The sequence below is a fragment of the Geodermatophilus sp. DSM 44513 genome (genome assembly GCF_032460525.1).
GTDB lineage: Bacteria > Actinomycetota > Actinomycetes > Mycobacteriales > Geodermatophilaceae > Geodermatophilus.
Map to the genome: position 1 here is coordinate 2,224,074 of NZ_CP135963.1, position 25,335 is coordinate 2,249,408.

General features: G+C 76.1%; 26 protein-coding genes. 10 read left to right on the forward strand and 16 right to left on the reverse strand.

Annotated elements, in window-relative coordinates; all coding sequences use genetic code 11:
- Positions 1–7: 7 nt before the first annotated feature.
- Positions 8–712 (reverse strand): M50 family metallopeptidase, encoded by a 705-nt coding sequence (locus RTG05_RS10790; RefSeq protein WP_166528626.1) that lies wholly within the window; start codon positions 710–712, stop codon positions 8–10.
- A 572-nt stretch (positions 713–1,284) separates the two neighbouring features.
- Here RTG05_RS10790 and RTG05_RS10795 point away from each other — a divergent pair.
- From RTG05_RS10795 to RTG05_RS10805, 3 genes are all read left to right on the forward strand, one after another.
- Positions 1,285–1,920, forward strand: coding sequence for a LysE family translocator (locus tag RTG05_RS10795; protein ID WP_166528627.1), 636 nt, complete (start codon positions 1,285–1,287; stop codon positions 1,918–1,920).
- Between the two features lie 536 nt (positions 1,921–2,456).
- Complete coding sequence (locus tag RTG05_RS10800; protein WP_166528628.1) at positions 2,457–2,702, forward strand: type II toxin-antitoxin system Phd/YefM family antitoxin; 246 nt, start codon at positions 2,457–2,459, stop codon at positions 2,700–2,702.
- 690 nt (positions 2,703–3,392) lie between these two features.
- Positions 3,393–3,635, forward strand: a complete 243-nt coding sequence (locus tag RTG05_RS10805) for a hypothetical protein (RefSeq protein WP_166528629.1) — start codon at positions 3,393–3,395, stop codon at positions 3,633–3,635.
- 40 nt (positions 3,636–3,675) lie between these two features.
- Here RTG05_RS10805 and RTG05_RS10810 read toward each other — a convergent pair whose 3' ends face one another.
- Entirely contained in the window at positions 3,676–4,083 is a 408-nt protein-coding gene (locus tag RTG05_RS10810) for a hypothetical protein (protein ID WP_315912540.1), read from the reverse strand.
- 135 nt (positions 4,084–4,218) lie between these two features.
- On the opposite strand from RTG05_RS10810, the gene RTG05_RS10815 reads away from it, so the two are divergent.
- The 4 genes from RTG05_RS10815 (at position 4,219) to RTG05_RS10830 (ending at position 7,692) form a co-directional block, all read left to right on the forward strand.
- Positions 4,219–5,004, forward strand: coding sequence for a glycerophosphodiester phosphodiesterase family protein (locus RTG05_RS10815; RefSeq protein WP_166528630.1), 786 nt, complete (start codon positions 4,219–4,221; stop codon positions 5,002–5,004).
- A gap of 69 nt (positions 5,005–5,073) precedes the next feature.
- Positions 5,074–6,426: an MFS transporter gene (locus RTG05_RS10820; RefSeq protein WP_166528631.1), complete on the forward strand. Its 1,353-nt coding sequence runs from the start codon at positions 5,074–5,076 to the stop codon at positions 6,424–6,426.
- Entirely contained in the window at positions 6,423–7,142 is a 720-nt protein-coding gene (locus RTG05_RS10825; RefSeq protein WP_166528632.1) for a thymidine kinase, read from the forward strand. Before RTG05_RS10820 ends, RTG05_RS10825 begins: the two co-directional genes overlap by 4 nt.
- Before the next feature lie 205 nt (positions 7,143–7,347).
- Positions 7,348–7,692: an RNA polymerase-binding protein RbpA gene (locus RTG05_RS10830; RefSeq protein ID WP_012948772.1), complete on the forward strand. Its 345-nt coding sequence runs from the start codon at positions 7,348–7,350 to the stop codon at positions 7,690–7,692.
- Positions 7,693–7,763: 71 nt separating this feature from the next.
- Here RTG05_RS10830 and RTG05_RS10835 read toward each other — a convergent pair whose 3' ends face one another.
- The 4 genes from RTG05_RS10835 to RTG05_RS10850 all read right to left on the reverse strand — a co-directional run bounded on the left by RTG05_RS10835 (position 7,764) and on the right by RTG05_RS10850 (position 12,409).
- Complete coding sequence (locus RTG05_RS10835) at positions 7,764–8,294, reverse strand: FxsA family protein (RefSeq protein ID WP_166528633.1); 531 nt, start codon at positions 8,292–8,294, stop codon at positions 7,764–7,766.
- Between the two features lie 44 nt (positions 8,295–8,338).
- Positions 8,339–9,130 carry a polyprenol monophosphomannose synthase gene (locus RTG05_RS10840; protein ID WP_166528634.1) on the reverse strand — a complete coding sequence of 264 codons (792 nt, stop codon included), beginning with the start codon at positions 9,128–9,130 and terminating at the stop codon, positions 8,339–8,341.
- Positions 9,127–10,725, reverse strand: coding sequence for an apolipoprotein N-acyltransferase (lnt, locus tag RTG05_RS10845; RefSeq protein WP_315912541.1), 1,599 nt, complete (start codon positions 10,723–10,725; stop codon positions 9,127–9,129). The genes RTG05_RS10840 and lnt overlap by 4 nt, the downstream gene beginning before the upstream one ends.
- Before the next feature lie 163 nt (positions 10,726–10,888).
- Positions 10,889–12,409, reverse strand: a complete 1,521-nt coding sequence (locus RTG05_RS10850; RefSeq protein ID WP_166528636.1) for an amidohydrolase — start codon at positions 12,407–12,409, stop codon at positions 10,889–10,891.
- Between the two features lie 128 nt (positions 12,410–12,537).
- On the opposite strand from RTG05_RS10850, the gene RTG05_RS10855 reads away from it, so the two are divergent.
- The gene (locus RTG05_RS10855) at positions 12,538–13,068 is read left to right on the forward strand and encodes a GNAT family N-acetyltransferase (protein WP_166528637.1); all 531 of its coding nucleotides are present in this window, start codon (positions 12,538–12,540) and stop codon (positions 13,066–13,068) included.
- Here RTG05_RS10855 and RTG05_RS10860 read toward each other — a convergent pair.
- Positions 13,065–13,925, reverse strand: coding sequence for a lysophospholipid acyltransferase family protein (locus RTG05_RS10860; RefSeq protein WP_166528638.1), 861 nt, complete (start codon positions 13,923–13,925; stop codon positions 13,065–13,067). The two genes, RTG05_RS10855 and RTG05_RS10860, sit on opposite strands and share 4 nt — an antisense overlap.
- A gap of 35 nt (positions 13,926–13,960) precedes the next feature.
- A complete protein-coding gene (locus tag RTG05_RS10865) occupies positions 13,961–15,106 on the reverse strand; it encodes a glutamate--cysteine ligase (protein ID WP_315912542.1) in 1,146 nt (381 codons plus the stop codon).
- Between the two features lie 145 nt (positions 15,107–15,251).
- On the opposite strand from RTG05_RS10865, the gene RTG05_RS10870 reads away from it, so the two are divergent.
- Positions 15,252–16,109, forward strand: a complete 858-nt coding sequence (locus RTG05_RS10870) for a hypothetical protein (RefSeq protein ID WP_166528639.1) — start codon at positions 15,252–15,254, stop codon at positions 16,107–16,109.
- 90 nt (positions 16,110–16,199) lie between these two features.
- Here RTG05_RS10870 and RTG05_RS10875 read toward each other — a convergent pair whose 3' ends face one another.
- The 3 genes from RTG05_RS10875 to RTG05_RS10885 are packed head-to-tail and all read right to left on the reverse strand — an operon-like array spanning position 16,200 to position 18,966.
- Positions 16,200–17,321, reverse strand: coding sequence for an Rv2578c family radical SAM protein (locus RTG05_RS10875; RefSeq protein ID WP_315912543.1), 1,122 nt, complete (start codon positions 17,319–17,321; stop codon positions 16,200–16,202).
- A 33-nt stretch (positions 17,322–17,354) separates the two neighbouring features.
- On the reverse strand, positions 17,355–17,834 hold the full coding sequence (locus tag RTG05_RS10880; RefSeq protein ID WP_166528640.1) for an Lrp/AsnC family transcriptional regulator: 480 nt from the start codon (positions 17,832–17,834) through the stop codon (positions 17,355–17,357).
- Positions 17,809–18,966, reverse strand: coding sequence for a M24 family metallopeptidase (locus RTG05_RS10885; protein WP_315912544.1), 1,158 nt, complete (start codon positions 18,964–18,966; stop codon positions 17,809–17,811). Before RTG05_RS10885 ends, RTG05_RS10880 begins: the two co-directional genes overlap by 26 nt.
- Before the next feature lie 68 nt (positions 18,967–19,034).
- Here RTG05_RS10885 and RTG05_RS10890 point away from each other — a divergent pair, with 68 nt between their 5' ends.
- On the forward strand, positions 19,035–19,952 hold the full coding sequence (locus RTG05_RS10890) for a 5'-3' exonuclease (RefSeq protein WP_166529677.1): 918 nt from the start codon (positions 19,035–19,037) through the stop codon (positions 19,950–19,952).
- Between the two features lie 61 nt (positions 19,953–20,013).
- On the opposite strand, the gene RTG05_RS10895 is transcribed toward RTG05_RS10890, so the two are convergent.
- The 5 genes from RTG05_RS10895 to RTG05_RS10915 all read right to left on the reverse strand — a co-directional run bounded on the left by RTG05_RS10895 (position 20,014) and on the right by RTG05_RS10915 (position 25,325).
- The gene (locus RTG05_RS10895; protein WP_315912545.1) at positions 20,014–20,274 is read right to left on the reverse strand and encodes a DUF4333 domain-containing protein; all 261 of its coding nucleotides are present in this window, start codon (positions 20,272–20,274) and stop codon (positions 20,014–20,016) included.
- A gap of 370 nt (positions 20,275–20,644) precedes the next feature.
- Positions 20,645–23,506 carry a DEAD/DEAH box helicase gene (locus tag RTG05_RS10900; protein ID WP_166528642.1) on the reverse strand — a complete coding sequence of 954 codons (2,862 nt, stop codon included), beginning with the start codon at positions 23,504–23,506 and terminating at the stop codon, positions 20,645–20,647.
- Positions 23,507–23,742: 236 nt separating this feature from the next.
- On the reverse strand, positions 23,743–24,708 hold the full coding sequence (gene tatC, locus RTG05_RS10905) for a twin-arginine translocase subunit TatC (protein ID WP_315912546.1): 966 nt from the start codon (positions 24,706–24,708) through the stop codon (positions 23,743–23,745).
- Between the two features lie 19 nt (positions 24,709–24,727).
- Positions 24,728–25,054, reverse strand: coding sequence for a Sec-independent protein translocase subunit TatA (gene tatA / locus RTG05_RS10910; RefSeq protein ID WP_166528643.1), 327 nt, complete (start codon positions 25,052–25,054; stop codon positions 24,728–24,730).
- 76 nt (positions 25,055–25,130) lie between these two features.
- The gene (locus RTG05_RS10915; protein WP_166528644.1) at positions 25,131–25,325 is read right to left on the reverse strand and encodes a hypothetical protein; all 195 of its coding nucleotides are present in this window, start codon (positions 25,323–25,325) and stop codon (positions 25,131–25,133) included.
- Between the last annotated feature and the right edge of the window lie 10 nt (positions 25,326–25,335).

Sequence of the window (25,335 nt, forward strand, 5' to 3'; positions counted from 1 at the left end):
GCCGGCCTCAGCCGAGGACCCACCAACCACCGAGCAGCAGCGCGCCGACGTCGACGAGCAGGAAGACCCCGACCCACAGCACGGCGGGCAGTCGGGTGAGGCGGGCCAGCTGGTCGGCGTCGGAGTCCGGGGCGGCCCGCCGGCGGCGGGCCCGCTGCAGCTCGAGCACCGTCTTCGGTGCAGCCAGCAGCAGGAACCAGGTGACCGCGGCGGCGAACGCGGCCTGCCCGGCCGGCGGCAGCCACCCCGTCACGGCGAGGACGACGGCGCCGGTGGCCAGCACCGCCCACAGCCCGTACCAGTTGCGGATCTGCACCAGCAGCAGCGCGAGCAGGGCCAGCAGCGCCCACAGCAGGAGCGCGGCGTGCCCGGCGGCCAGCAGCGCGGCGGCCCCCAGACCGAACAGCGCCGGGCCGGGATAGCCAGCGGCGCAGGTCAGCACCATGCCGATGCCGGTGGGGCGGCCGGCGGACACGGTGAGCCCGGAGGTGTCCGAGTGCAGCCGGATGCCGGCCAGCCGCCGTCCCGCGGCCAGGGCCACCAGCCCGTGCGCGCCCTCGTGGGCGATGGTCACCACGGTGCGGGCCGGCCGCCACAGGGCGGGGGAGCCGACGACGACGGCCGCGGCGACCAGTGCGCCGAGCAGCACTGCCGTCGACAGCTGGGGGAGCGGGGTGGTGACCCGGTCCCAGAGCTGCGCGACGAGGTCCACGCGCGCAGTCAACCCCAGCCGGTTGGGGACACCTGGCTCGTGACGCCCCCTTACGTCCGTTATCCCCAACGATATTGACAATCGGCTTGACCAAGAACACCCCCACGCAACAACACGGGGGAGTGGCCCAGGGTCGAGAGGACGGCGACCCGACTCGGGGCGCCGCCGGCCCGCCACGGACGCCGGCCGCCGCTGCGGTGCCGCTCACGCCGGTGGGCGACCGGCCTCCCGGCCGCGAGGGAGGCGGCCCCGACCGACCTCGTCGCAGCGCCGCACGCGCCGGCGTCCCGCTCACCGGCCTGCGCCGGCCGGGGGAGTGGGGCTCGAGCAGCAGACTGCACCCCGCACCGGCGGGTGGGCCCAGCCGCCACCATCCCGGAGTCGTGTCCCCGGTCAGCCGGCCGCCTGCGGCTGCCGATGTGCAGAGCTCAGGCGCACCCGATCGGTTCACAGGACGTCGTATCCGTTATCCCGAACACAAATGCTATTAAACTTTGCACGAGCACAGACGACGGCGACGTCAACGAAAAACACCGTCGACCGGACAGGGGAGCGCGGGCCACCATGCCGGCATGGACGTGATCTCCTCGCTGCCGGCCTTCGTGCTGGCCGTGCTGCTCATCTCGGCCTCTCCCGGGCCCGCGATGGCCCTGATCATCCGGCGGGCCGCCCTGCGCGGGCTGCCGGCCGCCGTCCCGACCGTGCTGGGTCTGGAGGCCGGTCTCTACGTGTGGGCGTTGTTCGCGGGAGCCGGCTTCGCCGCGCTGGTCGCCGCCTCGGAGGTCGCCTACCTGGTGCTGCGGGTGGTGGGCGCGGCCGTGCTGCTGGTCCTCGGCGTCCGGGCCTGGCGCGCGGCCTGGCGGGACCGCGGGGGAGAGGTCCCCACCCCGGCGCCGATGGCCCGGCACGGCTGGTGGTCGGCGTTCGGGGAGGGCTTGGTGGTGCAGCTGGCCAACCCCAAGGCCGCGGTGTTCATGATCGCGTTCTACCCGCAGTTCGTGCCGGCTGATGGGCCGGTCTTCACGACCACCGCGCTGCTGGGCCTGCTGCAGGTCACCCTGGAGACCGGGCTCTACCTGGCGCTCGCCGCCGGTGTCGCGCGGGCCGGCGACTGGTTCCGGCATCCGCGGATCCGCCGGCGGCTCGAGGCGGTCAGCGGGACGGTGCTCGTCGCGCTCGGGCTGCGGGTGGCCGTCTCCAGTCGCTGAGTCGGGGGGGGGGGGCGGTGGGGGAGTCGGCGCACTCCTGTCCTGCGGCTCCACGGCCGGGCCGGATGACGTACCTCGGTGCGGCCCCCACCGTTCGCCACCCGACAGGAGTGACGGTGCCCCGGGGCACCGAGCCAGGACCACCCGCGGCACCGGACCGCGGCGTGCCGGGGGAGATCGGCGTCTTGGGCGTGCTGGTGCTGTCCGTGGCGGTGTCCGTCCTGGTGGCCCCAGTTCGTCGCGGCCGCCGTCTGCGTCGCGCGGTACCGGTCAACCGGGTGGGACTCGGGCTTCGAGGTGTTCGGCTTCCTGCACCCTCTGCTGCTCACGGCGGTGGCGGGAGTGCTGGTTGCCGTCGTGCGTCGCCGTGCCTGAGCACCTGGGCTCTTCTCGCCGGACGCCGTTCGCCGGTGGCGAGCTCCCGCTCGCGGCCCACGTCCGCCGGGCGGGATCGTCACGTGACGGAACCCCGGACAGGGTGGCGACCCTCGGGCGCGACAGGTTGGCCGAGCCCGACTCAGTCCTACGCTCGTCACGTGTCGACGACCGTCAACGTCCACGAGGCGAAGACGCACCTCTCCCGACTCCTCGACGCCGTCGAGGCGGGGGAGGACGTCGTGATCGCCCGGGCCGGCAAGCCGGTGGTCCGGCTGGTCCCGGTGACCAGCCGGACCGCGCCGCGGACCCCGGGCTCATGGCGGGGGCAGGTGCGGATCGCCGACGACTTCGATGACACGCCCGAGGAGCTGATCGCCGCCTTCCACGGCGACGTCAGCCCGTGACGTCGTTGCTGGACACCCACATCCTGCTCACCCTCTCGGACGGGCTCGAGCGCGAACTCGACGGCACGGCGTCGAGGGACCGCCGGCGACCGTCGAGGACGGTCTGGCCGCCGGCGCCCTGCCACGCCACCACGGCGACCCGTTCGACCGGATACTCATCGCCCAGGCAGTGCGCCACGTGCGGATCCTCGGCTGACGGAGGAGCGGTCCCGCTCTCCACTACCTGACATAATGTGCATTATCGGCTTAAGTCGTCCAGAGGCGCCGACAAGAGTCCGAGGCCTACCGAGTTGTCGTCCTGATGTCACGCCGACCCGCCGACGTGGTGACGTGTCGGCACGGCGATCCGTCACACTGACCGGTCATCCTGCCGGCGCTCTCGGCGACCGGTCGGGAGACGCCGGGCTGGTCCTGGACGGCAATCCGCCGGGCACCGCGACCGGGCACCGCGACCGGACGCCGTCGGTGCGGCCGACTGTCGTCGGCGGCGGCGCGGTCGCGGCCACGGACCCCGACCGACCTGCGACCGGCTCACTGTCGATGAATCCGTCGCCGGCGCTGACAGACCACCCGGGGCCATGCTCCCCCGGACCCGCCGACACCTGCCGATTTACGTCACAGTGACGTTATACCGGGAGGGTCGCCACATCTCGACGGGCACACGGCACGGCTGCTGCTTAGGGTCGGAGCATGCAACTCCGACGCCCGATCGCCGCGCTCGTGACCGCCCTGGCGCTGTTCGGAGGTGGCGCGACGATGACCGCCTGCTCGGCTGCCGGCAGCGGTGAGCAGAGCGACGGCACCACCGACGGGACGGCTCCCAACACCGAGAACAACGACGAGAACGACCCGTCGCGGGACAACCTGCCGGACAACAACGACCAGGAGGACGGTGTCGAGCAGGGCAACGGCAACGACGACGCCGACAACTGACGCACCCACCGGCCGATCGGTGCGCCGCCGGGTGCGTCGCTCAGCCGGCGGCGCGCTCGGAGACCCAGAGCCGGTCGAGCCGTCCGGTGGAGCGCACCAGCTCCTGCAGCGACCGCTCCAGCTCCGCCTTGGTGTGCCGCTCGCCGAGCACGGTCTGCACGTCCTCGATGGCGCAGCGCAGCTGGTACAGCCGGTCCTGCAGACCGTCGAGCTCAGCGCGGGTGACCAGCACGACGTCACCGGACAACCCGGCCCGGGTCGTCGCGGCCCGCTGCTCGTAGGCGCGCTGCCGGCAGGCCTGCCCGCAGTACTGCCGCGGCCGCCCCACCGAGCCCTGCTCGGGCAGCACCCGGCGACACCAGCCGCAGCGGCGCTCGCCGTCGCGGGCCGGCGGCGTCCCGGGTCGGGCCTCCGCGTGGATCGTCCGGACCCCGTCTCGCTGTGCCACGGTGCGCACCGTAGACGCCGGCACCGACAGGACCGCAGGACACGCCGCGTCCGGTGCCCCCGGGGCCCCACGCGCACCGGAGCGGGGGCTGCGGGCCCTGGTCGGCCCGCGGACCTGCGGCGTTAGCGTGTCGTCGTGGTCCCGGCACGGTACGCGTTCCTCGACGGGCCCACGCCCCTGGCGATGGCCCACCGGGGCGGGGCCATCGAGCACCTGGAGAACTCCCTGCCGGCCTTCGAGGCGTGCGTGGCCATGGGCTACCGGTACCTGGAGACCGACGTCCGGGTGACCGCCGACGGCGTCCCGGTCGTCTTCCACGACGCCGTCCTGGACCGGGTCACCGACCGCACCGGCCGGGTGGACCAGCTGACCTGGGCGCAGCTGTCCGGGGCCCGCATCGGCGGGCGTGAGCCGGTGCTCCGCCTGGAGGACCTGCTCGGCGCCTGGGCCGACGTCCGCTTCAACCTCGACGTCAAGGCACCCGGCGTGGTGGCGCCCCTGGCGCGCACGGTCCGCCGGCTCGGGGTGGCCGACCGCATCTGCGTGGCGTCCTTCTCCGACGCCCGGGTCGCCGCGGCGCGACGGGTGTTCGGCCCCGGGGTGTGCACCTCGCTGGGCCCGCGGGGCGTGGCCGCGCTGCGGCTGTCCTCCTACTCCCCCCGCGCCGCCGGGCTGGTGCGCATCCCGGCCGGCTGCGCGCAGGTGCCGCTGCAGCTCGGCGGCCGGGCGCTGGTCGACGAGCGGTTCATCGCCGCGGCGCACGCCCAGGGCCTGCAGGTGCACGTGTGGACCGTCGACACCGAGGAGGAGGCGACGCGGGTGCTGGACCTCGGTGTCGACGGCGTCATGACCGACCGGCCCGCCATGCTGCGCGCCCTGCTGCAGCGCCGCGGGCAGTGGACGGGACGACCGGCCGCGTGACCGGCGGCGACATCCCGGCGTGACCAACACCTGCTGGACGGCCCCTCCCCCTGCTGACACCCTGCGGCCGTGACGACCGCCGCCACCACCGGGCACCCGCCGCCCCCCGCCGACCCGGCGCTGCGCCGGGAGCGCTTCGGCTGGTACTCCTACGACTGGGCGATGTCGGTGTTCAACACCAGCGTCACCACCGTCTTCCTCGGCCCGTACCTGACTGCGGTGGCCGAGGACGCGGCCGGGCCCGACGGGCGGCTGGGCCTGCTCGGGCTGGGGATCCCCCCGGGCAGCTGGTTCTCCTACGTGCTGTCCGCGTCGGTGCTGCTGCAGGTGCTGGTGCTGCCGCTGACCGGTGCGGTCGCCGACCGCACCGGGCGCAAGCGCCTGCTGCTGGCCGGCTTCGCCACCCTGGGCGCGCTGGCCACGACCGGGCTGTTCTTCGTCGCCGACGGCCGCTACCTCCTCGGCGCGGTGTTGTTCGTCGTGGCCAACATCAGCTTCGGGGCGGCCACCGTCGTCTACTATTCCTGGCTGCCCGACCTGGCCGGCCCCGAGGAGCGCGACGCGGTGTCCAGCCGCGGGTGGGCATTCGGCTACGTCGGCGGGGCGCTGCTGCTCGCCGTCCACCTGGGCCTGGTGCTCGCCGCACCGTCCCTGGGCCTGACCACCGGGGAGGCGGTGCGGATCTGCCTGGCCACCGCCGGCCTGTGGTGGGGGGCGTTCACCGTCTTCACCGTCTCCCGGCTGCGCGACCGGCCGGTGCGCGGGGCCGCCGGGCGCCCGCGCAGCGGGTTCCGCCAGCTGGCGACGACGATGCGCGAGATGCGGGCCTTCCCGCTGACCCTGTGGTTCCTCGGCGCCTACCTGCTCTACAACGACGGCGTCCAGACCGTGATCTCGCTGTCGGCCACCTACGCCGTCGAGGAGCTGGGCCTGGAGCAGTCGGTGCTCACCGGCGCGATCCTCATGGTGCAGGTGGTGGCCATCGCCGGCGCCCTCGGACTGGGCCGGCTGGCCGCCCGCTACGGCGCCAAGCGGGTCGTCCTCGGCGCGCTGCTCGCCTGGATCGGCGTGCTGCTCGCCGCCTTCTGGCTGCAGGCCGGCGCGGTCGGGCAGTTCTACGCGCTGGCCGCCGTCATCGGGCTGGTGCAGGGCGGCACCCAGGCGCTGTCCCGGTCGCTGTTCAGCCACCTGATCCCGGCCGGCAAGGAGGCGGAGTACTACGGCTTCTACGAGATCAGCGACCGCGGCACCAGCTGGCTGGGCCCGCTGGCGTTCGGGCTGACCTACCAGCTCACCGGCTCCTACCGGCTGGCCATCGTCAGCCTGGTGGTCTTCTTCGTGGCCGGCTTCGCCGCGCTGGCCGCGCTGCCCGTCCGCCGCGCCGTGCTCGCCGCCGGGAACACCCCGCCGGAGCGGCTGTGAGCGCGGCCACCGAGCCGCTGCCGGCAGCCGTCCCTGCCGCCGGCGACCGCCGCCGCCACCCGGCGCCGGCGCACCTGCGGTTCTTCCACGGGCCGATGGACTGCGGGAAGTCCACGCTGGCCCTGCAGGTGGACCACAACCAGGCCCGGCAGGGACGGCACGGGTTGCTGCTCACCCAGGGCGACCGCTCCGCGCAGCCGCGGATCAGCTCCCGCGTCGGGCTGTGCCGCGAGGCGCTGGAGGTGGGCGCCGGCACCGACCTGCGGCTGCTGGTCCGCGACTCGTGGGCCGCGGGCGACCGGGTCGACTACCTGATCGTCGACGAGGCGCAGTTCCTCGAACCCGGGCAGGTCGACCAGCTGGCCGAGCTCGTCGACGAGTCGCACGTCGACGTCTACGCCTTCGGGCTGACCACCGACTTCCGCACCCGGCTGTTCCCCGGCACCCAGCGGCTGCTGGAGGTCGCCGACGACGTCCAGCGCATCCAGGTCGAGGTGCTGTGCTGGTGCGGCCTGCCGGGTCTGCTCAACGCCCGGGTGGTGGCCGGGGAGGTGGTGCGCGAGGGCCGGACGGTCGTCGTGGCCGACACCTCCCCCACCCCGGCGCCGGACGACCGGGACGCCGAGGTGCACTACCAGGTGCTGTGCCGCCGCCACCACGTGCAGGGCCAGCTCGGCCCCAACCCGGCCGGCCCCGGGCAGCTCGCCCTGCCCTGAGGCCGCGGCGGGCGGCCCACTCCTCCCCCGTCGGGGGGTGGTCGACGGTCGGCATACCACCCCATGCGATGATTCGGGACCGGATCCGCGGAATCTCTCCGCGAACTCTGTCGTTGGTCCTCGTGATCCCCTCCGCTCAGTGGGTAGTGACCTGCTGCGACGGTGAGTCCGGACCGACACCACCAGCACGAGAGGACGGTGTGCCATGGGCGAGCGTTCCCTGCGGGGCAGCCGACTGGGCAGCGTGAGCTACGAGACCGAGCGGAACACCGCCCCCATCGAGCGGCAGTACGCGGAGTACCGGTGCCCCTCGGGTCACCTGTTCACCGTGCCCTTCGCGGACGACGCGGAGCTCCCCGACACCTGGGAGTGCAAGTTCGACGGAGCGGCCGCGAAGCTGGTCGGCGGCACCGAGCCGGCCCCCAAAAAGGTCAAGCCGCCGCGGACGCACTGGGACATGCTGCTGGAGCGCCGCTCGGTGGAGGACCTCGAGGAGGTCCTGGCCGAGCGTCTCGAGGTGCTGCGCGGCCGGCGGACCCGCGCCAGCTGAACGGACCGCACGACGCAGGACGGCCCCGGTGGGACTCCCCACCGGGGCCGTTCGCCGTCTCGGGCCGGGTGTCAGCCGACCCGGTCGTCGCGGACCGGTCCCTCCCGCAGCACCTCGCCCTCGATGACCAGCGGCCGCCCGAGCCCGGAGGCGTGCGACCCCGACCCGGACGGGCGCCCCGAGTACCCGGCCCCCTCCGCGCGGGCGCTGCGCACCCGGACCGGGCCGCGCAGCTCGACGGGCAGCCGCGACGTCACCGCCCGGACCAGCAGCGCGCGCACGAGGAACCGCGTCGGGGGCAGCAGGCACAGCAGGCCCACGACGTCGCCGACGAAGCCCGGCAGCACCATGAGCAGCCCGCCGGCGGCGATCAGCCCGGCGTCGCCCAGTGCCCGTCCGGGCGCACGGCGCTCCCGGGCGCGCTCGCGCAGCTCGGCCAGCGCCCGGGTGCCCTGCCGGGCCAGCAGCGTCCAGCCCAGGGCGGTCGTGGCGAGGGCGGCGAGCAGCGTCCACCCCACGCCGATCCAGGAGGCCACCAGCACGAAGACGACGACCTCGGCCACGACCCACAGGGCGGCCAGCACGCGCACGCGGTGTCCCACGGCTCTCCCTCTCCCCCGCCCCGGCCGGCGGCCCCCGCGTCCGCCTACCGGACCCGTGTCGACCGCCCGCCGTCGCGGACCCGTCCGGGCACGGGGCGGCGGACCCGGCCCGGCAGCCGGTCGGCCAGCCGGTCCTGCAGGCCCCACCAGGTGACCCGTACCAACGCCTCTTGAACGATCGAGCGGCTCATCTTGCTCCGCCCGTACGCGCGCTCGGTGAACGTGATGGGCACCTCGACCACCCGGGCCCCCGCCCGGACCGCCCGCCAGGCCCAGTCGACCTGGAAGCAGTAGCCCTGGCTGGCCACGTCGTCGAAGGGCAGCCGGTCGACCAGCTCGCCGCGCACCGCACGGAAGCCCCCGGTGGCGTCGGCCAGCGGCAGCCGCAGCGACCACCGCGTCCAGGTGTTCCCGGCCCGGGACAGCAGCAGCCGGTGCACCGGCCAGTCCTCCACCGCGCCGCCGGGCACGTAGCGCGAGCCCAGCACCAGGTCCGCGTCGGTCAGGGCGGCGAGCAGGTCGGGCAGCTGCTCGGGGTGGTGCGAGCCGTCGGCGTCCATCTCCACCAGGACGTCGTAGCCGCGCTCCCGGCCCCAGCGGAAACCGGCGACGTAGGCGGGGCCCAGCCCGGTCTTCACCGTCCGCCGCAGCACGTGCACCCGGGGGTCGAGGGCGGCCAGCTTGTCGGCGAGCTCCCCGGTGCCGTCCGGGGAGCCGTCGTCCACCACGAGGGCGTGCGCGTCCGGGACGCTGACGTGCAGCCGCTCCAGGATGGGCTCGATGTTCTCCACCTCGTCGTAGGTGGGGACGACGACCAGCACCCGCGGGCCGCTCACACCGCTCCCCCGCGATCCCGCCGGCGGCGCAGGCCCGGCAGCAGCACCGCGAGCAGCGCGCCGGCACCCAGGGCCGACAGCAGCCACTCCGGGCCGGCACCCAGCCGCTCGGCGGGGGTGGTGCCGTCCCGCTGGGCGATCTCCTCGACGAACACCGCGGGCTCGAACAGCCCCGAGGCGGCGGCCAGCGAGCCGTCGGGGGCGATGACCGCCGAGATGCCGCTGGTGGAGGCCAGGGCGACCGAGCGGCCGAACTCCACCGCCCGCACCCGGGCGGCGGCGACCTGCTGCTCGCTCTCGGCGGAGTAGCCGAAGGTGGCGTTGTTGGTCTGCACGACGATCATCCCGGCGCCGGCCCGGACGCCGTCGCGCACCAGGCCGTCGTAGACGACCTCGAAGCAGATGACGTCGGCGACCCGCGCCCCGCCCAGCTCCAGCAGCCCCACCTCGTCGCCGGCGGCGAAGTCCCGCCGCACCAGGTCGACCTTGTCGCTGAACAGCCGGAAGAAGTCGCGGTGCGGGATGTACTCGGCGAACGGGACCGGGTGCCGCTTGACGTAGGTGTCCCCCGGCCCGGTCTCGGGGTCCCAGACGATCGCGGTGTTGCTGACGTACTCCCCCGGCCCGCCGACCACCGCACCGACCAGGACCGGCGCGCCGATCGCCCGGGCGGCGGTGTCGATCCGCGCGGCGGCGTCGGCGTTGCGGTAGGGGTCGATGTCGGAGCTGTTCTCCGGCCAGACCACCAGGTCCGGCTGCGGCTGCTCGCCGGCGGCGACCGCCTCGGCCAGCGCCACCGTCTGCTCGACGTGGTTGTCCAGCACCGCCCGGCGGCGGGCGTTGAACTCCAGGCCCGGCTGCGGGACGTCGCCCTGCACCACGGCCACCGTCCGGGTCGGCCCGCCCGCGGTGAGCGAGGAGCCGGGCAGCGGCAGCCAGGCCAGCCCGCCGAGCGCCGGGACGGCCAGCGCGCCGGCCAGCGCGAGCGCGGCACCCCGCCGTCCGCCGCGGGTCGACGACAGGACGGCAGCGGCGAGCAGCGTGCCGGTGAGCGCGACGGCGAAGCCGACGAGGGGCACCCCGCCGTACGCGGCGAACGCCAGGAACGGGCCCTCGGTCTGGCTGAAGCCCACCCGGCCCCACGGGAAGCCGCCGAACGGGACGCGGCCGCGCAGCGCCTCCTGGGCCACCCACAGCGCCGCCGCCCACAGCGGCCACAGCGGCAGCCGGGACGTCGCGGCGGTCGCCGCGCCGAGCAGGGCCAGGAACACCGCCTGGGCGCCGGCCAGCGCCAGCCACGGCAGCGCGCCGACGAAGATCCCGCTCCACGACAGCAGCGGCACGAACCACACCAGCCCGCAGACCAGCCCCAGCCAGGCGCCGGCCCGGGCGCGCTGCCCGGAGACGGCGAGTGCCAGCGCGGCGGGGCCCAGCGGCGCCAGCCACCACAGGGACCACCCGGGGAAGCTCAGCAGGAGCAGCAGCCCCGCGGCGGCGGCCAGTGCGGTGCGCCGCGGCCACCGCCCACGGGGAGCCCGCGCGGGCGCCGGGCCGGGAGGCCGCGGCAGGGTGCCGGTCGGTGACGCTGTCGGCACCCGCGCCTCCCCGTGCTCCCGTGCGTCCGGGGACCACCCCGGCAGCTGACCTTCCTTCAGCATCCCACCCCGGTCCCCGGGCCCGGCCTTCCGCGCGCGGAAGGCCGGGTGTGGCCACCCGTTCGCGCCACCTACAGCGGCTGTACCGACCGTGCAGGGACGGTCAGCTCAGGTCGTGAACCGGGCGGCCGCCGACCAGCAGCCCGCGGCAGGCCGGCCGAGCCCGTCCGGCGAGGACGGCCGAGAGCGTCTCCCCCGTCGCCCACAGCGCCAGGTCCGCCGGCGCCCCGACGGCCAGCGGCCCCTGCGGGTGCTCGGCGCGGGCGGCGTGCCAGCCGCCGTGGGTGGCGGCGTCGAACGCGTCGAACGGTCGCAGCCCCGAGGCCGGCGCGTGGTGGTCGACCGCGGCGTGCACCGCGCCCCACGGGTCCAGCGGGGTGACCGGGGCGTCGCTGCCCAGGGCCAGGGCCACCCCGGCGTCGGCCAGCTCGGCGAACGGGTTGGTGGCCAGCGCCCGGTCGACACCGAGCCGCTCGGCGTACATGCCGGCGTCCCCGCCCCAGGTGGCGTCGAAGGCCGGCTGCACGCTGGCCACCATCGCCCAGTCCCGCATCCGCCCGACCACGTCGGGGCCGACCATCTCCAGGTGTTCCAGGCGGTGCCGGCACGCGCGCACCGCGGCCGCGCCCAGCTCCTCGACGACCGCGCCGACGGCGGCGAGCACCTGGTCGACGGCGGCGTCCCCGATGACGTGGAACCCGGCCTGCACGCCGGCGCGGGTGCAGGCCCGCACGTGGTCGACCAGGGACGCCGTGTCGAAGCGCAGGTGCCCGGTGGTCCCCGGTCGGTCGCTGTAGGCCCGGTGCAGCGCCGCGGTGTGCGAGCCGAGCGCGCCGTCGCAGAACAGGTCGCCCCCGGCGCCGGCCAGGCCCAGCTCGCGCACCACGTCCAGCCCACCGCGCTCGGCGAGCTCGCCCCACCAGCCGAGCACCCGGGGCCCGGGCTCGGCGGCGGCGAGGGCCAGCAGGCCGGCGAGGTCGTCGGCGCCGGAGACCTCCGGGCCGGCCATCTCGTGCAGGCTGCCGATGCCCAGGGCGACGGCGGTGTCCCGCGTCGCCCGCTGCGCGGCGCGGCGCTGCCCGTCGTCCACCGCGCCGTAGGCGGCCTGCCGGGCGGCGTGGTGGGCGTCCAGCCGCAGCTGCCCGTCCGGGTCGAACCCGGGGAGCCCGCCGATGCCCGGGACCCGCTCCAGCAGGGCCGTGGAGACCGTGGCGGAGTGCACGTCGACCCGCGCCAGGTAGGCCGGCCGGTCCCCGACGACGGCGTCCACGTCGTGCCGGGTGAGGCCGCGGCCCTCCGGCCAGCCGGTCTCGTCCCAGCCGGTGCCCAGCAGGGTCCCCGACGGTGCCGCGGCGGCGTGCGCCCGCACCTTCGCCACGGCGTCGGAGAGGCTCAGGCTCGAGTGGAGGTCGAGACCGGTCAGCGCCAGGCCGGTCGCGGTGGCGTGCACGTGGGCGTCGACGAACGCCGGGGTGAGCAGCGCGCCCTCGCCCGCGACCCGCCGGTCGGCGGCCGGTGCGTCGGTGGCGTCACCGAGCCAGGCGATCGCGCCGTCCCGCACCAGCAGCGCGCGGCCGGCGCGGTCGCCCACCGTCACGTGGGTGACCAGCAGGCTGTCCGTCACGTCCCGTCCCTCCGTCCCCGGGCGCGGGCCGCACCCCGGGACGAGGACACCACGGCCCCGGCCGCGGCCGGTCGCTGGGGTGCGGCGTCCGGTGGCCGCCGCGGGCCCAGGGCGGTAGGCAGGACGGCGTGGGGCCCGACGGCGCGGAGCTGCGCACCGCCCGGCTGCGGCTGCGCCCCTGGACGACCCGCCGGGTGGACCTGGCCCGCCTGCTGGACCTCTACGGCCGCGCGGAGGTCACCCGCTGGCTGGGCGGCCCGCCGTCGGTGCCGCCGCTGGAGCTGCTCGCCCGCTGGCGCGCTGTGGGCCGGGCCGACGGCCGCGCCGGCGTGTGGGCCGTGGAGGTCGCCGGGCGCGGGACGGTGGCCGGCACGGCGCTGCTGAAGCCGCTGCCCGGCGGGGTGGGCGAGGTGGAGGTCGGCTGGCACCTGCACCCGGACAGCTGGGGTCGCGGCTACGCCACCGAGGCGGCCCGGGCCGTGGTCGACCGGGCCTTCACCGCGGGCCTGCCGGAGGTCTACGCCGTCGTCCGGCCCGGGAACACCGCCTCGGCGGCCGTGTGCGCCCGGCTGGGGATGACGCCGCTGGGCCGGGTGCGGCGCTGGTACGACGTGGAGCTGGACGCCTTCCGCCTGCTCGCCCCGCCGGTGGTGGACTAGCGGGTCGGGGGGCGGCGCACCAGGGCCCGGACCCGGCCCAGCGGGCTGGTCCGCGGGCGGGTGCCGCGGACGTCGCCGGAGTCCAGCCGCGCGGCCTCCTCCAGCGTGGGTGCGGTGCCGCCCAGGTGCACCGGCTGCCACCACCGGTCCTCCGGGCCGGCCGGCTGCTGCGGGTAGGTGCGCTGGGCGGAGTCGACGAGGGCCTCCATCGCCGTGCGGATGCGCTGCAGCAGTTGGCGAGGCTCCTCCCCCGGCTCGGGGTGGATCGGCTCGCCCAGGACGACGGTGACCGCCACGCCGCGCCGCAGCTCCAGCGGGTGGTGCTTGGTGAACACCCGCTGCCCACCCCACACCGCCGCGGGCAGCACCGGCACGCCGGCGGAGATCGCCATGCGCGCCGCGCCGGCCTTGAGGTCCTTGACCTGGAAGCTGCTGCTGATCGTCGCCTCCGGGAAGACACCGACCACCTCGCCGTCCTTGAGCGCGCGGACGGCGAGGTCGAACGCCGCCGCCCCCGCCCGGCGGTCGACCGGGATGTGGTGCATCGCCCGCATCAGCGGCCCGGACACGCCGTGGCGGAACACCGACTCCTTGGCCATGAACCGCACCAGCCGCTGCCGCGGCAGCGCGGCCAGCCCGAGGAAGGTGAAGTCCAGGTAGCTGACGTGGTTGCTGCAGACCACCGCACCGCCCGCCGCGGGAACGTGCTCGCTGCCCCGGACGTCGAAGCGGAAGCCCAGCAGCCGGAAGGCGACGAGCACCAGCCGGATGACCGTGCGGTAGGCGCGGTCGCGGGGGTCCGGACGGCGGCCGAAGAGGTCCCGGCGGACGACGTCGCGCCAGCGGGCGGTGTCCATGGCGGGACAGTAGCCCGCCGGCCGCGGGTGCTCGCTCAGCCGTGGGTCGCCTCGACCGAGGCGCGGACCACCGCGGTCAGGTCACCGGTGTCGGCGAACACCCGCCGCTGCAGGTCCGCGCCGGTGCCCCGGTGCAGCACGGTGGCGACGCCGTCGGCCACCCTCCGCTCGTCCCCGGCGCGGGCCAGCGCGGGCCGCACGTGCTCCAGCAGCGCCCGCACCACCACGGCCGCCGGCGCGGGCCGCCCGGTGGCGGGGTGCACGAGGTCGCCGGTGAGACCGGAGCGGCTGGCCCGCCAGCCGGCCATGCGCACCACCTCGCTGCGGACGGCCGGCGCCGGCCTGCCCGCCCGCCACTCCCCCGCCGCCGTCTCCACCAGCCCGCGCACCAGGCCGGCGAGGGTGACCGCGTCCCCGGCGTGCAACGCGACGTCGGCGACCCGCACCTCCACCGTGGGCCAGCGTTCGGACAGCCGGGCGTCGAAGTACAGCATCCCGGCGTCCACGATCGTCTCCGTGGCCAGGAGGTCCGCGACCACCCGGTGGTAGCCGGCCGCGTCGCCGAACAGCCCGGTGGGGCCCGACGACGGCCAGCGGCCCCACGCCTGGGCGCGGTAGCTGGCGTGGCCGCTGTCCTCCCCCAGCCAGAACGGCGAGTTGGCGGTCAGCGCGGTCAGCACCGGCAGCCAGACGCGGATCCGGTCGAGCACCGCCACGCCCTCCTCGTCGTCCTGCACCGAGACGTGCACGTGGCACCCGCAGGTGAGCTGGTCGGCCGCGGTGAGCCCGAAGGTGTCGGCCATCCGCGCGTACCGCCGTCCCGGGGTGTCCAGCGGCTCCACCCGCACCGGGGAGCTGGCCAGCGCCGCCACCCGGGCCCCCACGCTCCGGGCCGCGGCGTCCGCCCGGCCCCGCCAGTGCCGCAGGTCGGCGGCGACGTCGTCCAGCGCCGTGCAGACGCGGGTGCCGAACTCCAGCTGCTGGGCCTTGAGCTCGGGCACCAGCCGGCCCGCCGGGTCGCCGCCGCCCGCGTCGTCCGCCAGCTCGACGCGGTCGTGCGCGGCCACGGTCTCCCCCTCGCCGCGGCCGGCCGCCACCTCGAGTGCGGCCGGGCCCAGGGGCACCGGGCGCCCCGCGTCGTCGACGACCAGCAGTTCCTCCTCCACACCCACCGTCCGCACGGTGATCAGCATCGCGACCGGGCGGGGGCACCGCGCGCCGACGTCCACCATCGGGTCGGTCGTCGCCTAGCTTTTCCTGTCGTTGTCTTGTTTTCCCTCCGCGTATATCAACAAAATTGTTGGGCATAACGGTAGTGTGTCGGGCATGGTCGCCCGCTGGACGCCGCCCCTGCCCGCCATGCCGGCCCCGCCACCGGAGCGCGCCTGGCAGCGCCTCCCCGTCCCCCCGGGCTACGAGGCGCAGTGGCGCCGGCTGGTGGACGCCGCCCTCGAGGTCGGCATGGGGCCCGACGCGCTCGCCGAGGAGGGCCTGGACCCGGTCGCGGCAGCGCGCGGCTGGAAGCCGGCCACCGTCGCCCTCTACAGCAAGGTGGCCCGCTACGGCGGCATCGCGCTGGCGACGGTGCGGACGCCGGAGCCCGACCCGCCCACCCTGGAGCTGCGACCGCTGTCCTCGGTCCGCAGCGAGGACCCCGAGCACCTGCGCACCGTGGCGTGGTGCGCGCTGGCCCTGGGCTGGCCGGCGACCGTGGGCCAGTTCCGCACCCTGCGCCGCGACCAGGTGCACCCCACCGCACGGCGGGTCGTCGTCCGCACCGACGACGGCGAGTGGTCGGTGCCCGGCGCGCTCACCGCCTGGCACGCCTGGGAGGACTGCCGCGCCCGGTTCCCCGCCCTCGCCGACAGCCCGTGGGTGCTGCCCGCCCTGCGCCGCGGCCCCGGCCCGGCCTCCGCGGTCGGCGCCCAGCTGTCCAGCCAGGCGCTGCAGGTCACCTTCGCCAAGCACGCCGTGCGCACCGGCCAGCACCTGCGGCTGACCGCTCCCCCGTCGCGCCGCGAGGAGGCCGAGGCGCTCGCCGTGCAGTACCTCACGCTCTCCTACGACTCCTACCGCCGGCTGGCCCTGGCCGCAGGCGCCGAGCCGGTCGCCCCCCGCGGCGCCGTCCGCGCCAAGCGGAGCACCGCCCGTGCCGCGCGGGCGGCCGTCGGTCGCCGGGCCTGATCCCCCGGCTGTCTCTCCCCGTCGTTGCTTGTCCCGTCTTCCGTCTGAGGTGTCGCGTGTGTTGGGGATAACGGTAATACCGGGGCCGGCTCAGAGCAGCGTGAGCTGCTCGCCGGTGGACGGCGTCACCGGTCGCGGACGCCGGGACGGCGAGGGGGCCGCGTCCGGCAGGCTGCCGGCCGGGAAGTCGCTGTCCCCGTCGCCGGGGATGCCGGCCGGTGCCCCGCCGGTGCCGCGGGCCGCTCCCCCGGCCTGCCGGTCCAGGCCGTGGCGGGCCAGCAGCGGGGCGACCCGGTCGGAGAGCCAGCTGCGGTACTCCGGCGCCACGACCGCCCCGCGCCGGTAGAGCTGGCGGTAGCGCGGGACGAGCTGCGGGTGCTCGCGGGCCAGCCAGGCGGAGAACCACTCGCGGGCTCCGGGGCGCAGGTGCAGCGGGACGACGGTGACCCCGGTGGCGCCGGCTGCCGCGATGTCCCGCAGGGTGGCGTCGAGGTCGGCCAGCCCGTCGGTGAGCCCGGGCAGCACCGGGGCGAGGAAGACCCCGCACGGCAGGCCCGCGTCGGTGATCGCCCGCACCAGCTCCAGCCGGGACCGCGGGCCGGGCACGCCGGGCTCGAGCGAGGCGTGCAGCTCGTCGTCCCGGATCGCCAGCGACACCCCCAGGCCGACGGGGACGTCGCGGGCCGCGGCGGCCAGCAGCGGCAGGTCGCGCCGCAGCAGGGTGCCCTTGGTCAGGATCGAGAACGGCGTGCCGGAGCCGGCCAGCGCGGAGACGACGCCGGGCATCAGCCGGTAGCGCCCCTCCGCCCGCTGGTAGGGGTCGGTGTTGGTCCCCAGGGCCACGTGCTCGCGCCGCCACGACGGCCGGGCCAGCTCCCGGCGCAGCACCTCGGCGAGGTTGGTCTTGACGACGACCTGGGTGTCGAAGTCCCGGCCGGTGTCCAGCTCCAGCCACTCGTGGGTGCCCCGGGCGAAGCAGTAGACACAGGAGTGACTGCATCCCCGGTAGGGGTTGATGGTCCAGCGGAACGGCATCGGGGAGTCGCCGGGCACCTCGTTGAGCGCGCTGCGGCTGCGCACCTCGTGGAAGGTCAGCCCGGGGAACTCCGGCACCTGGACGCTGCGCAGCAGCCCGCGCACCGACGGCATCCCGGGCAGCGTCCCCGGGTCGTCGGCGTCCAGCCGCTGTGCGTCCCACCGCATGCCGGCCATCCGAACACACGTTCGAGCAGGTGTCCAGCCGGTCTACAGCGGGGGCCGGTCCTCGTAGGAGGTGGACAGCACCACCGTGGTGCGGGTCGTGACGTCGGCGGTCTGGCGGATCGTCCGCAGCAGCGCCTCCAGCGCGTCCGGGGACGACGTCCGGACCTTGAGCAGGTAGCTCTCCACCCCGGCCACCGAGTGGCAGGCCTCGATCTCCGGCAGGTGCTGCAGCAGGGCCGGCGCGTCGTCGGGGGAGGTGGCGTCGGTCGGCGTGATCGCCACGAACGCGGTCAGCCCGAGGCCCAGCGCCCGGGCGTCGACCTCGGCGTGGTACCCGGTGATCAGCCCCCGCTGCTCCAGCCGGCGCACCCGCTGGTGCACCGCGGACACCGACAGGCCCACCCGCTCGGCCAGCTCGGTGTAGCTGGCCCGCCCGTCGCGGGCCAGCGCGGACAGCAGCGTGCGGTCGACGTCCCCGAGCGGCCCGTGCGCCGGGTCAGCCGGGGAGGACGACGAGCTCACGCGGTCCCCCGTTGAGCGCGGTGACGCCCTCGTCGGTGCAGACGACGATGTCCTCGATGCGGGCCCCGCAGCGCCCCTGCAGGTAGATGCCGGGCTCCACGGAGAACGTCATGCCCGCCTCCAGCGGCAGGTCGTTGCCGGCGACGATGTAGGGCGCCTCGTGGGTGTCCAGGCCGATCCCGTGCCCGGTGCGGTGGATGAAGTACTCCCCCCACCCGGCGGCGGCGATCACCTCGCGCGCGGCGGCGTCCACCTGCTCGGCGGTCACCCTGGGGCGGACGGCGGCGGTGGAGGCCGCCTGCGCCTGCTGCAGGACGGCGTACCACTCGGCGACCTCCGCACCCGGGTCGCGGCCGACCGCGTAGGTCCGGGTGCAGTCCGACCGGTAGCCGGTGGCCGTCTGCCCGCCGATGTCGACCACCACGACGTCGCCGGCCTGGACCACCCGGCCGGACAGCTCGTGGTGCGGGCTGGCGCCGTTGGGCCCGGACCCGACGATCGTGAAGTCCACCGCCACGTGCCCCTCGGCGAGGATCGCCGCGGCGATGTCCGCGCCGACCTCGGCCTCGGTGCGGCCCACCCGCAGCCAGTCGGCCATCCGGGCGTGCACCCGGTCGATGGCCGCGCCGGCGGCGGTGAGCTCGGCGACCTCCGCCGGCGTCTTCACCATCCGCAGCCGGTCGAGCACCGGGCCGGCCAGCTCCAGGCGCGCCCCGGGCAGCGCGCCGGCCACGCCGAGGGCGTGCAGCGCCCAGGTGCGGTCCCCGACGGCGACCCGCGCCGGCCCCGCGCCCAGCCGACCGGTGGCCGCCCGCGCCAGGGCCGCGAACGGGTCGTCGGTCTCGTCCCAGGCCAGCACCTCCAGGCCGAGCGCGCCGGCCGGGCTGGCCTGCACCATCGGTGCCTCCAGCCGGGGGACGACGAGGAACGGCTCGCCCTGCCGGGGCACCACCAGCGCGGTGAGCCGCTCCATGGCGTGCGCGTCGTAACCGCACAGGTAGCGCAGGTCCGAGCCCGGGGTCGTGACGAGCAGGTCGACCCCCGTCGCGGCGGCCAGGTCGCGCGCGGCGTGCAGGCGGTCGGGGGTCACCAGCGGCCCAGCGGCGGTCGGAGCGGCGGTCGGGGTGGACACGCTGCGCAGCGTAACCAGGGGCTGGGAGCCCGGGCGCCGGGTCGTTACCGTCCCGGGTCGTGACCACGATGCTGCTGGACGCCGCGAGCCTCTACTTCCGCGCGTTCCACGGCGTCCCCACCAGCGTGACCTCCCCCGACGGGCGCCCGGTCAACGCCGTCCGCGGCTTCCTGGACATGACCGCCCGGCTGGTCACCGCGCACGCCCCGGACCGGCTGGTCGCCTGCTGGGACGACGACTGGCGGCCGGCCTTCCGCGTGCAGGCGCTGCCGTCCTACAAGGCGCACCGGCTGTCCCCCGAGGGCGGGGAGGAGACACCCGACGAGCTCGGCCCGCAGGTGCCGGTGCTGGTCGAGGTGCTCGCCGCGGCCGGCCTCGCGCGGGTCGGCGCGCCCGGCTACGAGGCCGACGACGTGATCGGCACGCTGGCCACCCGCGCCCGCGGCCCGGTCGACGTGGTCACCGGCGACCGCGACCTGTTCCAGCTGGTGGACGACGAGCGCGGCGTGCGGGTGCTCTACACCGCCCGCGGCATCGGCGACATCGAGGTGGTCGACGAGGCGGCGGTGGCGGCGAGGTACGGCATCCCCGGCCGCGGCTACGCCGACTTCGCGGTGCTCCGCGGGGACCCCAGCGACGGCCTGCCCGGCGTGGCCGGCATCGGCGCCAAGACCGCCGCCGCGCTGGTCACCGCGTTCGGTGACCTGGCCGGCGTCCGGGCGGCCGCCGCGCGCACCGTCGTCCCGAGGCCGCCCCTGACCGCCGCGGTGCTCAGGCGGCTGCACGAGGGGGCGGACTACCTCGACGCCGCCCCGGTGGTCGTCGCCGTGGCCCGCGACGTCGACCTGCCGGCGGTCGACGGCGCGCTCCCCCGGCGCCCGGCCGACCCCGGCGCGCTGGCCGCGCTGGCCGCCGCGCACGGCATCGGTTCCTCGCTGCGCCGGCTGGGGGCCGCGCTGGGCTGGCCGGCCGACGCGCTCGCCTGACCCGGCCCCCTCCGGAGGCTCGGCCCGAGCGTGCGAGGGCCGAGAGGGAGGGGGTCCTCTCTCACACCTCCTCCCACGTGTAGGCGGCGGTGGCCTCGTCGGCGATGACGATGCGCAGCGTGACGGCCTCGTCGGCGGCGGTGGTGCCGGTGCACTCGTAGGCCGCGCCCTGCTCGACCTGCATCTCGTCGTCGCAGGTCAGTTCCACCGCCACCCCCTCCCGCCGCTCGAACTGCTCGGCCACGGCCTCCTCGACCGCGCCGGTGTCCAGCACGGTGTCACCGAGCAGCCGGGCGGCCACGACGGCGACCAGCAGCAGCACCGCCGGCACGGCGATGCCGGCGACCAGGCTGCGGCGCGAGCGGCCCGGGCCGGCCGGCGGGACCGGCGGCGGCTGGGCGCCCCAGGGCTGTCCGGGGGGCTGCTGCGGGTATGGAGGCTGGGCGTACGGCGGCGCGTACTGCGGCTGCGCGTACGGCGGCTGGCCGGGACCGGGGTGGCCGTACGGGCCCGGCGCCGGCGGCCCCCAGGGACCGGGCTGCTGGCCCCACGGCGGCGCCGGCCACGGGGGCGGCTGGGCACCGGGCGGGCCGGGCTCACCGGGCGGGGGCCCGCCGTGCGGGGGGTGGGTCATCGTCGCTCCCGTCGAGGGTCCGCAGGCCTCCGCCGCCGCGCCGATGGTGCCACGGGCCTCAGCCGCCCACCGCGACGGCGACCACGCCGCGCCGCACCCGCTGCACCGCCGTCCGGGCGGTGGACGCCACCGGCTGGTCCGCCACCTTGGCCAGCTGGTCGAGCACGTCCAGCAGCTGGCGGGCCCAGCGCACGAAGTCCCCGCCGGACAGCTCCGTGCCGGCCTGCTCGGCGCCGGCCAGCACCCGGTCCAGGCTCTGCCCGTCGGTCCAGCGGTAGGCCGCCCAGGCGAACCCGAGGTCCAGGTCGCGGGTGGCCGGGACGCCGTGGTCGAGCTCGACGTCCTGCAGCCGGGAGCGGATCCGCCGCATCTCCGCGATGGCCTGCCCCGCGCGGCCGCTGGGCACCGCGGGCTGGCCGGGCGTCTCCCGCCGCGCCTCGAAGACCACCGTGGACACCGCGGCGGCGAGCTCCGCGGGGGTCAGCCCGCGCCACACCCCCGCGCGCAGGCACTCGGCGACCAGCAGGTCGGCCTCCGACCAGATGCGTGCCAGCCGCCGGCCGTCGGCGGTGGCCACCGGGGACTCGTCGGCGACCTCGTGGTCCACCGGGTCGCCGCCCTCGGCCACCGGCGGCGCCGCGGGGTCGGGCACCAGGTAGCCCAGCTCCTCGAGGACGTCGCAGGTGCGGTCGAACTGGCGGGTCAGCGAGCCGGTGCGCTCGGCCATCCGCCGGTGGGTCGCCTCGGCCTCCCGGGTGGCGCGCAGCCAGCGCTCGGCCGCGCGCACCCGCTCCTCCCGGTCGGGCAGGGTGTGCACCGGGTGGGCCCGCAGCGCCTGCCGCAGGTCGTGCAGCACCGGGTCGTCGGCGGCCGCGGAGCGGTGCCGGACCCGCCGGGCGCCCAGGTCGTTGTCCACCCGGGCGCTGCGCAGCGTCGCGGCGAGGTCGCGGCGGGCGTGCGGGCTGCGGTGGTTGAAGTTCCTCGGCACCCGCACCCGGGTCAGCGCGGACACCGGCGTCGGGAAGTCGACGGCGCCCAGCCGGCCGGCCCACTTGTCCTCGGTGAGCACCAGCGGGCGCGGCTCGCTCAGGTCGCTCACCCCGGGGTCCAGGACGACGGCCAGCCCCTGGCGGCGTCCCGATGGCACCCGGATGACGTCCCCGGGACGCAGCGCGGCCAGCGCGTCGGAGGCCTCCAGCCGGCGCTTGGCCGCGGAGTCCCGGGACAGCTCCTTCTCCCGGTCGGCGATCTCCTGGCGCAGCCGCGCGTACCCGGCGACGTCGCCGCCGGCGGACTGCAGCTCGGCGGCCCAGCGCACCGCGTCCTGCTCGTGCCGCGCCGCGGCGCGGGCCAGCCCGACGACCGAGCGGTCGGCCTGGAACTGGGCGAAGGAGGAGGCCAGCAGCTCCCGCGCGCGGGCCCGGCCGAACGAGCTGACCAGGTTGACGGCCATGTTGTAGCTCGGCCGGAAGCTCGACCGCAGCGGGTAGGTGCGGGTGCTGGCCAGCCCGGCGACCACCGCCGGGTCGGTGCCCGGCGCCCAGACGACGACGGCGTGCCCCTCCACGTCGATGCCGCGCCGGCCGGCCCGGCCGGTGAGCTGGGTGTACTCCCCCGGCGTGACGTCGACGTGTGCCTCGCCGTTCCACTTGACCAGCCGCTCCAGGACGACGGTGCGCGCCGGCATGTTGATGCCCAGCGCGAGGGTCTCGGTGGCGAAGACGGCCTTCACCAGGCCGCGGACGAAGCACTCCTCGACGGCCTCCTTGAACGCCGGCACCAGGCCGGCGTGGTGCGCGGCGATCCCGGCCAGCAGGCCCTCGCGCCACTCCCAGAAGCCGAGGACGTGCAGGTCCTCGTCCGGCAGCGAGCCGGTGCGCTCGTCGACGATCGCGGCGATCTCCGCGCGCTCGTGCTCGTCGGTGAGCCGCAGCCCGGCCCGCAGGCACTGGTCGACGGCGGCGTCGCAGCCGTTGCGGCTGAACACGAAGGTGATCGCCGGCAGCAGGCCGTCGCGGTCCAGCCGCTCGATGACGTCGGGGCGCGCCGGGGGCCGGTACCGCGGCTTGTGCCAGTCGCCCCGGTCGCGACGGGAGCCGCCGTTCCCACCGCCGCCCCAGGAGTCGATCCGCCGCTCGTACTCGCGCACGTAGCGCACCAGCTCGGGGTCCACGACGCTGGCGCCGCGCTCCCGGGTGGACTGCCCGCGAGGGGTGTCGCCCTGCTCGGCGGCGTGCGCGGCGGGGCGCAGGCTGAACAGGTCGAACACCCGGTTGCCGACCAGCATGTGCTGCCACAGCGGGATCGGCCGGACCTCGCTGACCACGACCTCGGTGGAGCCGCGGACGGTGACCAGCCAGTCGGCGAACTCCTCGGCGTTGCTCACCGTCGCCGACAGCGACACCAGGGTCACCGAGGCCGGGAGGTGGATGATCACCTCCTCCCAGACCGCGCCGCGGAACCGGTCGGCCAGGTAGTGCACCTCGTCCATGACGACGTAGCCCAGGCCGTCGATCGCCGGGGAGTCCGCGTAGAGCATGTTGCGCAGCACCTCGGTGGTCATCACCACCACCGGCGCGTCGCCGTTGATGGCGTTGTCCCCGGTGAGCAGCCCGACCCGCGCCTCGCCGTAGCGGTCGACGAGGTCGTTGTACTTCTGGTTGGACAGCGCCTTGATCGGGGTGGTGTAGAACGCCTTGCGCCCCTCGGCCAGGGCCTTGTGCACGGCGAACTCCCCCACCACGGTCTTGCCGGCGCCGGTCGGGGCGCAGACCAGGACGCCGGAACCCCGGTCGAGGGCCTCGCAGGCCTGCACCTGGAACGGGTCGAGGGAGAAGCCGAGCTCGCCGGTGAAGTCGGCCAGCGCGGGGTGGGCGCTCCGCCGCCGGGCAGCCGCGTAGCGCTCAGCGGGGCTGGACATGCCTCCACGTTAGGCGCGTCGCCGCCGTCCGGCGCGTTCCGGTGAGAAGCGGACGCTTGTTGGGGATAACGGCAGTACGGGGATAAGCGGACTCCCCGATGACCAGCTCAGCTGGTCATCGGAGGTCCTGGCTCACTGCCGGCGGTGAACCAGGACCCGCGGCGGTGAGCCCGGACGGTCGTCGCCGGGCAGCGCGGGCGGCCGGGGCGACGGGCGGCGGGTGCCTGCGGCCGGGCTCAGCGCCCGCCGGACCCCAGCCGCGGTGCGTCGTCCGCGGGCTGCAGGTCGCCCTGCGCCGTCGGGGTCACGTCCAGCTCCGACGGTGCCGCGTCCAGCGGGGAGGCGGCGTCGTCCTCCAGCTCGTGGAAGTGCGCGGCGGCGTCCCGCTTGGCCCGACGCCGGTCGACGAACCGGGCCACCTGGATGGCCAGCTCGAAGAGCACGATCATCGGCCCGGCCATGGCCAGCATGGTGAACGGGTCCTGGGTGGGGGTGACGAAGGCGGCGAAGACCACGGTGAGGAAGAAGATCCACCGCCGGGCGCCACGCAGGGCCTCGTAGGAGACGACGCCGACCAGGTTGAGCGCCACGGCCACCAGTGGCAGCTCGAAGCTCACCCCGAAGGCCACCAGCAGCGACAGCATGAAGCCGATGTAGTCCTGCGCGGTCAGCGCGATCACCACCCCGCTGCCGGCCAGCCCGAGCAGCAGCTCCAGGCCCGCGGACAGCGAGACGTAGGCCAGGGCCGCGCCGAGGAGGAACAGGGACGTCGAGGCGGCCACGAAGCCGACGCCGTAGCGCTTCTCGTTGCGCTTGAGCCCCGGGGTGATGAACGCCCACAGCTGGTAGAGCCAGACGGGAGCGGACAGCACGACGCCGACCAGGAAGCTGACCTTGATCCGGATGAAGACGCCGCCGAAGACGTCGGTGACCAGCAGGCCGCACTCCTGCGTGCTGCCCTCGGTGTACCGGAGGTGGGACGGCAGCTCGCAGTACGGCGCCCGGAGGAACTCGCCCAGCCCGTTCTCGTACCACCAGAAGGCGACGGCGGTGGCCAGCAGCAGCGCCAGGAGCGCCTTGGCCAGGCGGTTGCGCAGCTCGGTGAGGTGCGCGACCAGCGTCATCGTGCCGGCGTCGTCGCGGGGCGGCCGGCGCCGGCGCCGGCCCCGGCGGGCGACGCCCCTCGGGGTGCTGTCGCTCACGGTGCTGCCGGGAGCGGCGTCAGCGGGTGCTGTCGGCCGGGCCGGCCTGGGTGGCGCGGGCGCGCAGCTCGGCGGCCCGGGCCTCCGCGGCGCGCGCCTCGGCGTCGAGGGCCTCCCGCTCGCGGTCGGCGGCGGTCACCGGCGGCAGCACCTCGCCGCGCACCGGGGAGGTCTTGGCGGCGTCCCGGGTGCGGACGTCGTCGTCCTTCATGCCCTTCATCTCGCCCTTGAAGATGCGCAGCGAGCGGCCCAGCGAGCGCGAGGCGTCGGGGAGCTTCTTGTAGCCGAAGAGCAGCAGGATGGCCAGGATGATCAGGCCGATCTCCAGCGGGCCGAGTCCGGCCATGGCGTCCTCCGTAGATGGGTGGCGACGTCGATGCTACGTCCCGGGAGCGCTCCTGCCGCCCCCGGAACGGGGCAGGTCAGGAGGGCTGCTGCACCTGCGCGGCGCGGGCGGCGGTGGCCTGGGCCTCGGTGAGCAGGGGCCGGACCTCCCGCTCGAACGCCGCGACCTCCCGGCGCAGCCGGCCGGCGGCGCCCGCGACCCCGTACGCCAGCGAGCCGAGCACGACGACGGCCAGCAGGGCGACGACGGTCCACACGACGGGCAGCAGCACGGTCGCGACC

Coding starts and splice junctions, on each gene's coding strand:
- tatA (WP_166528643.1), bottom strand. CDS start 25,054: ATGGCCGGACTCGGCCCGCTGGAGATCGGCCTGATCATCCTGGCCATC.
- RTG05_RS10890 (WP_166529677.1), top strand. CDS start 19,035: ATGCTGCTGGACGCCGCGAGCCTCTACTTCCGCGCGTTCCACGGCGTC.
- RTG05_RS10795 (WP_166528627.1), top strand. CDS start 1,285: ATGGACGTGATCTCCTCGCTGCCGGCCTTCGTGCTGGCCGTGCTGCTC.
- RTG05_RS10870 (WP_166528639.1), top strand. CDS start 15,252: ATGGTCGCCCGCTGGACGCCGCCCCTGCCCGCCATGCCGGCCCCGCCA.
- RTG05_RS10830 (WP_012948772.1), top strand. CDS start 7,348: ATGGGCGAGCGTTCCCTGCGGGGCAGCCGACTGGGCAGCGTGAGCTAC.
- RTG05_RS10860 (WP_166528638.1), bottom strand. CDS start 13,925: ATGGACACCGCCCGCTGGCGCGACGTCGTCCGCCGGGACCTCTTCGGC.
- RTG05_RS10875 (WP_315912543.1), bottom strand. CDS start 17,321: ATGGCCGGCATGCGGTGGGACGCACAGCGGCTGGACGCCGACGACCCG.
- RTG05_RS10805 (WP_166528629.1), top strand. CDS start 3,393: ATGCAACTCCGACGCCCGATCGCCGCGCTCGTGACCGCCCTGGCGCTG.
- RTG05_RS10900 (WP_166528642.1), bottom strand. CDS start 23,506: ATGTCCAGCCCCGCTGAGCGCTACGCGGCTGCCCGGCGGCGGAGCGCC.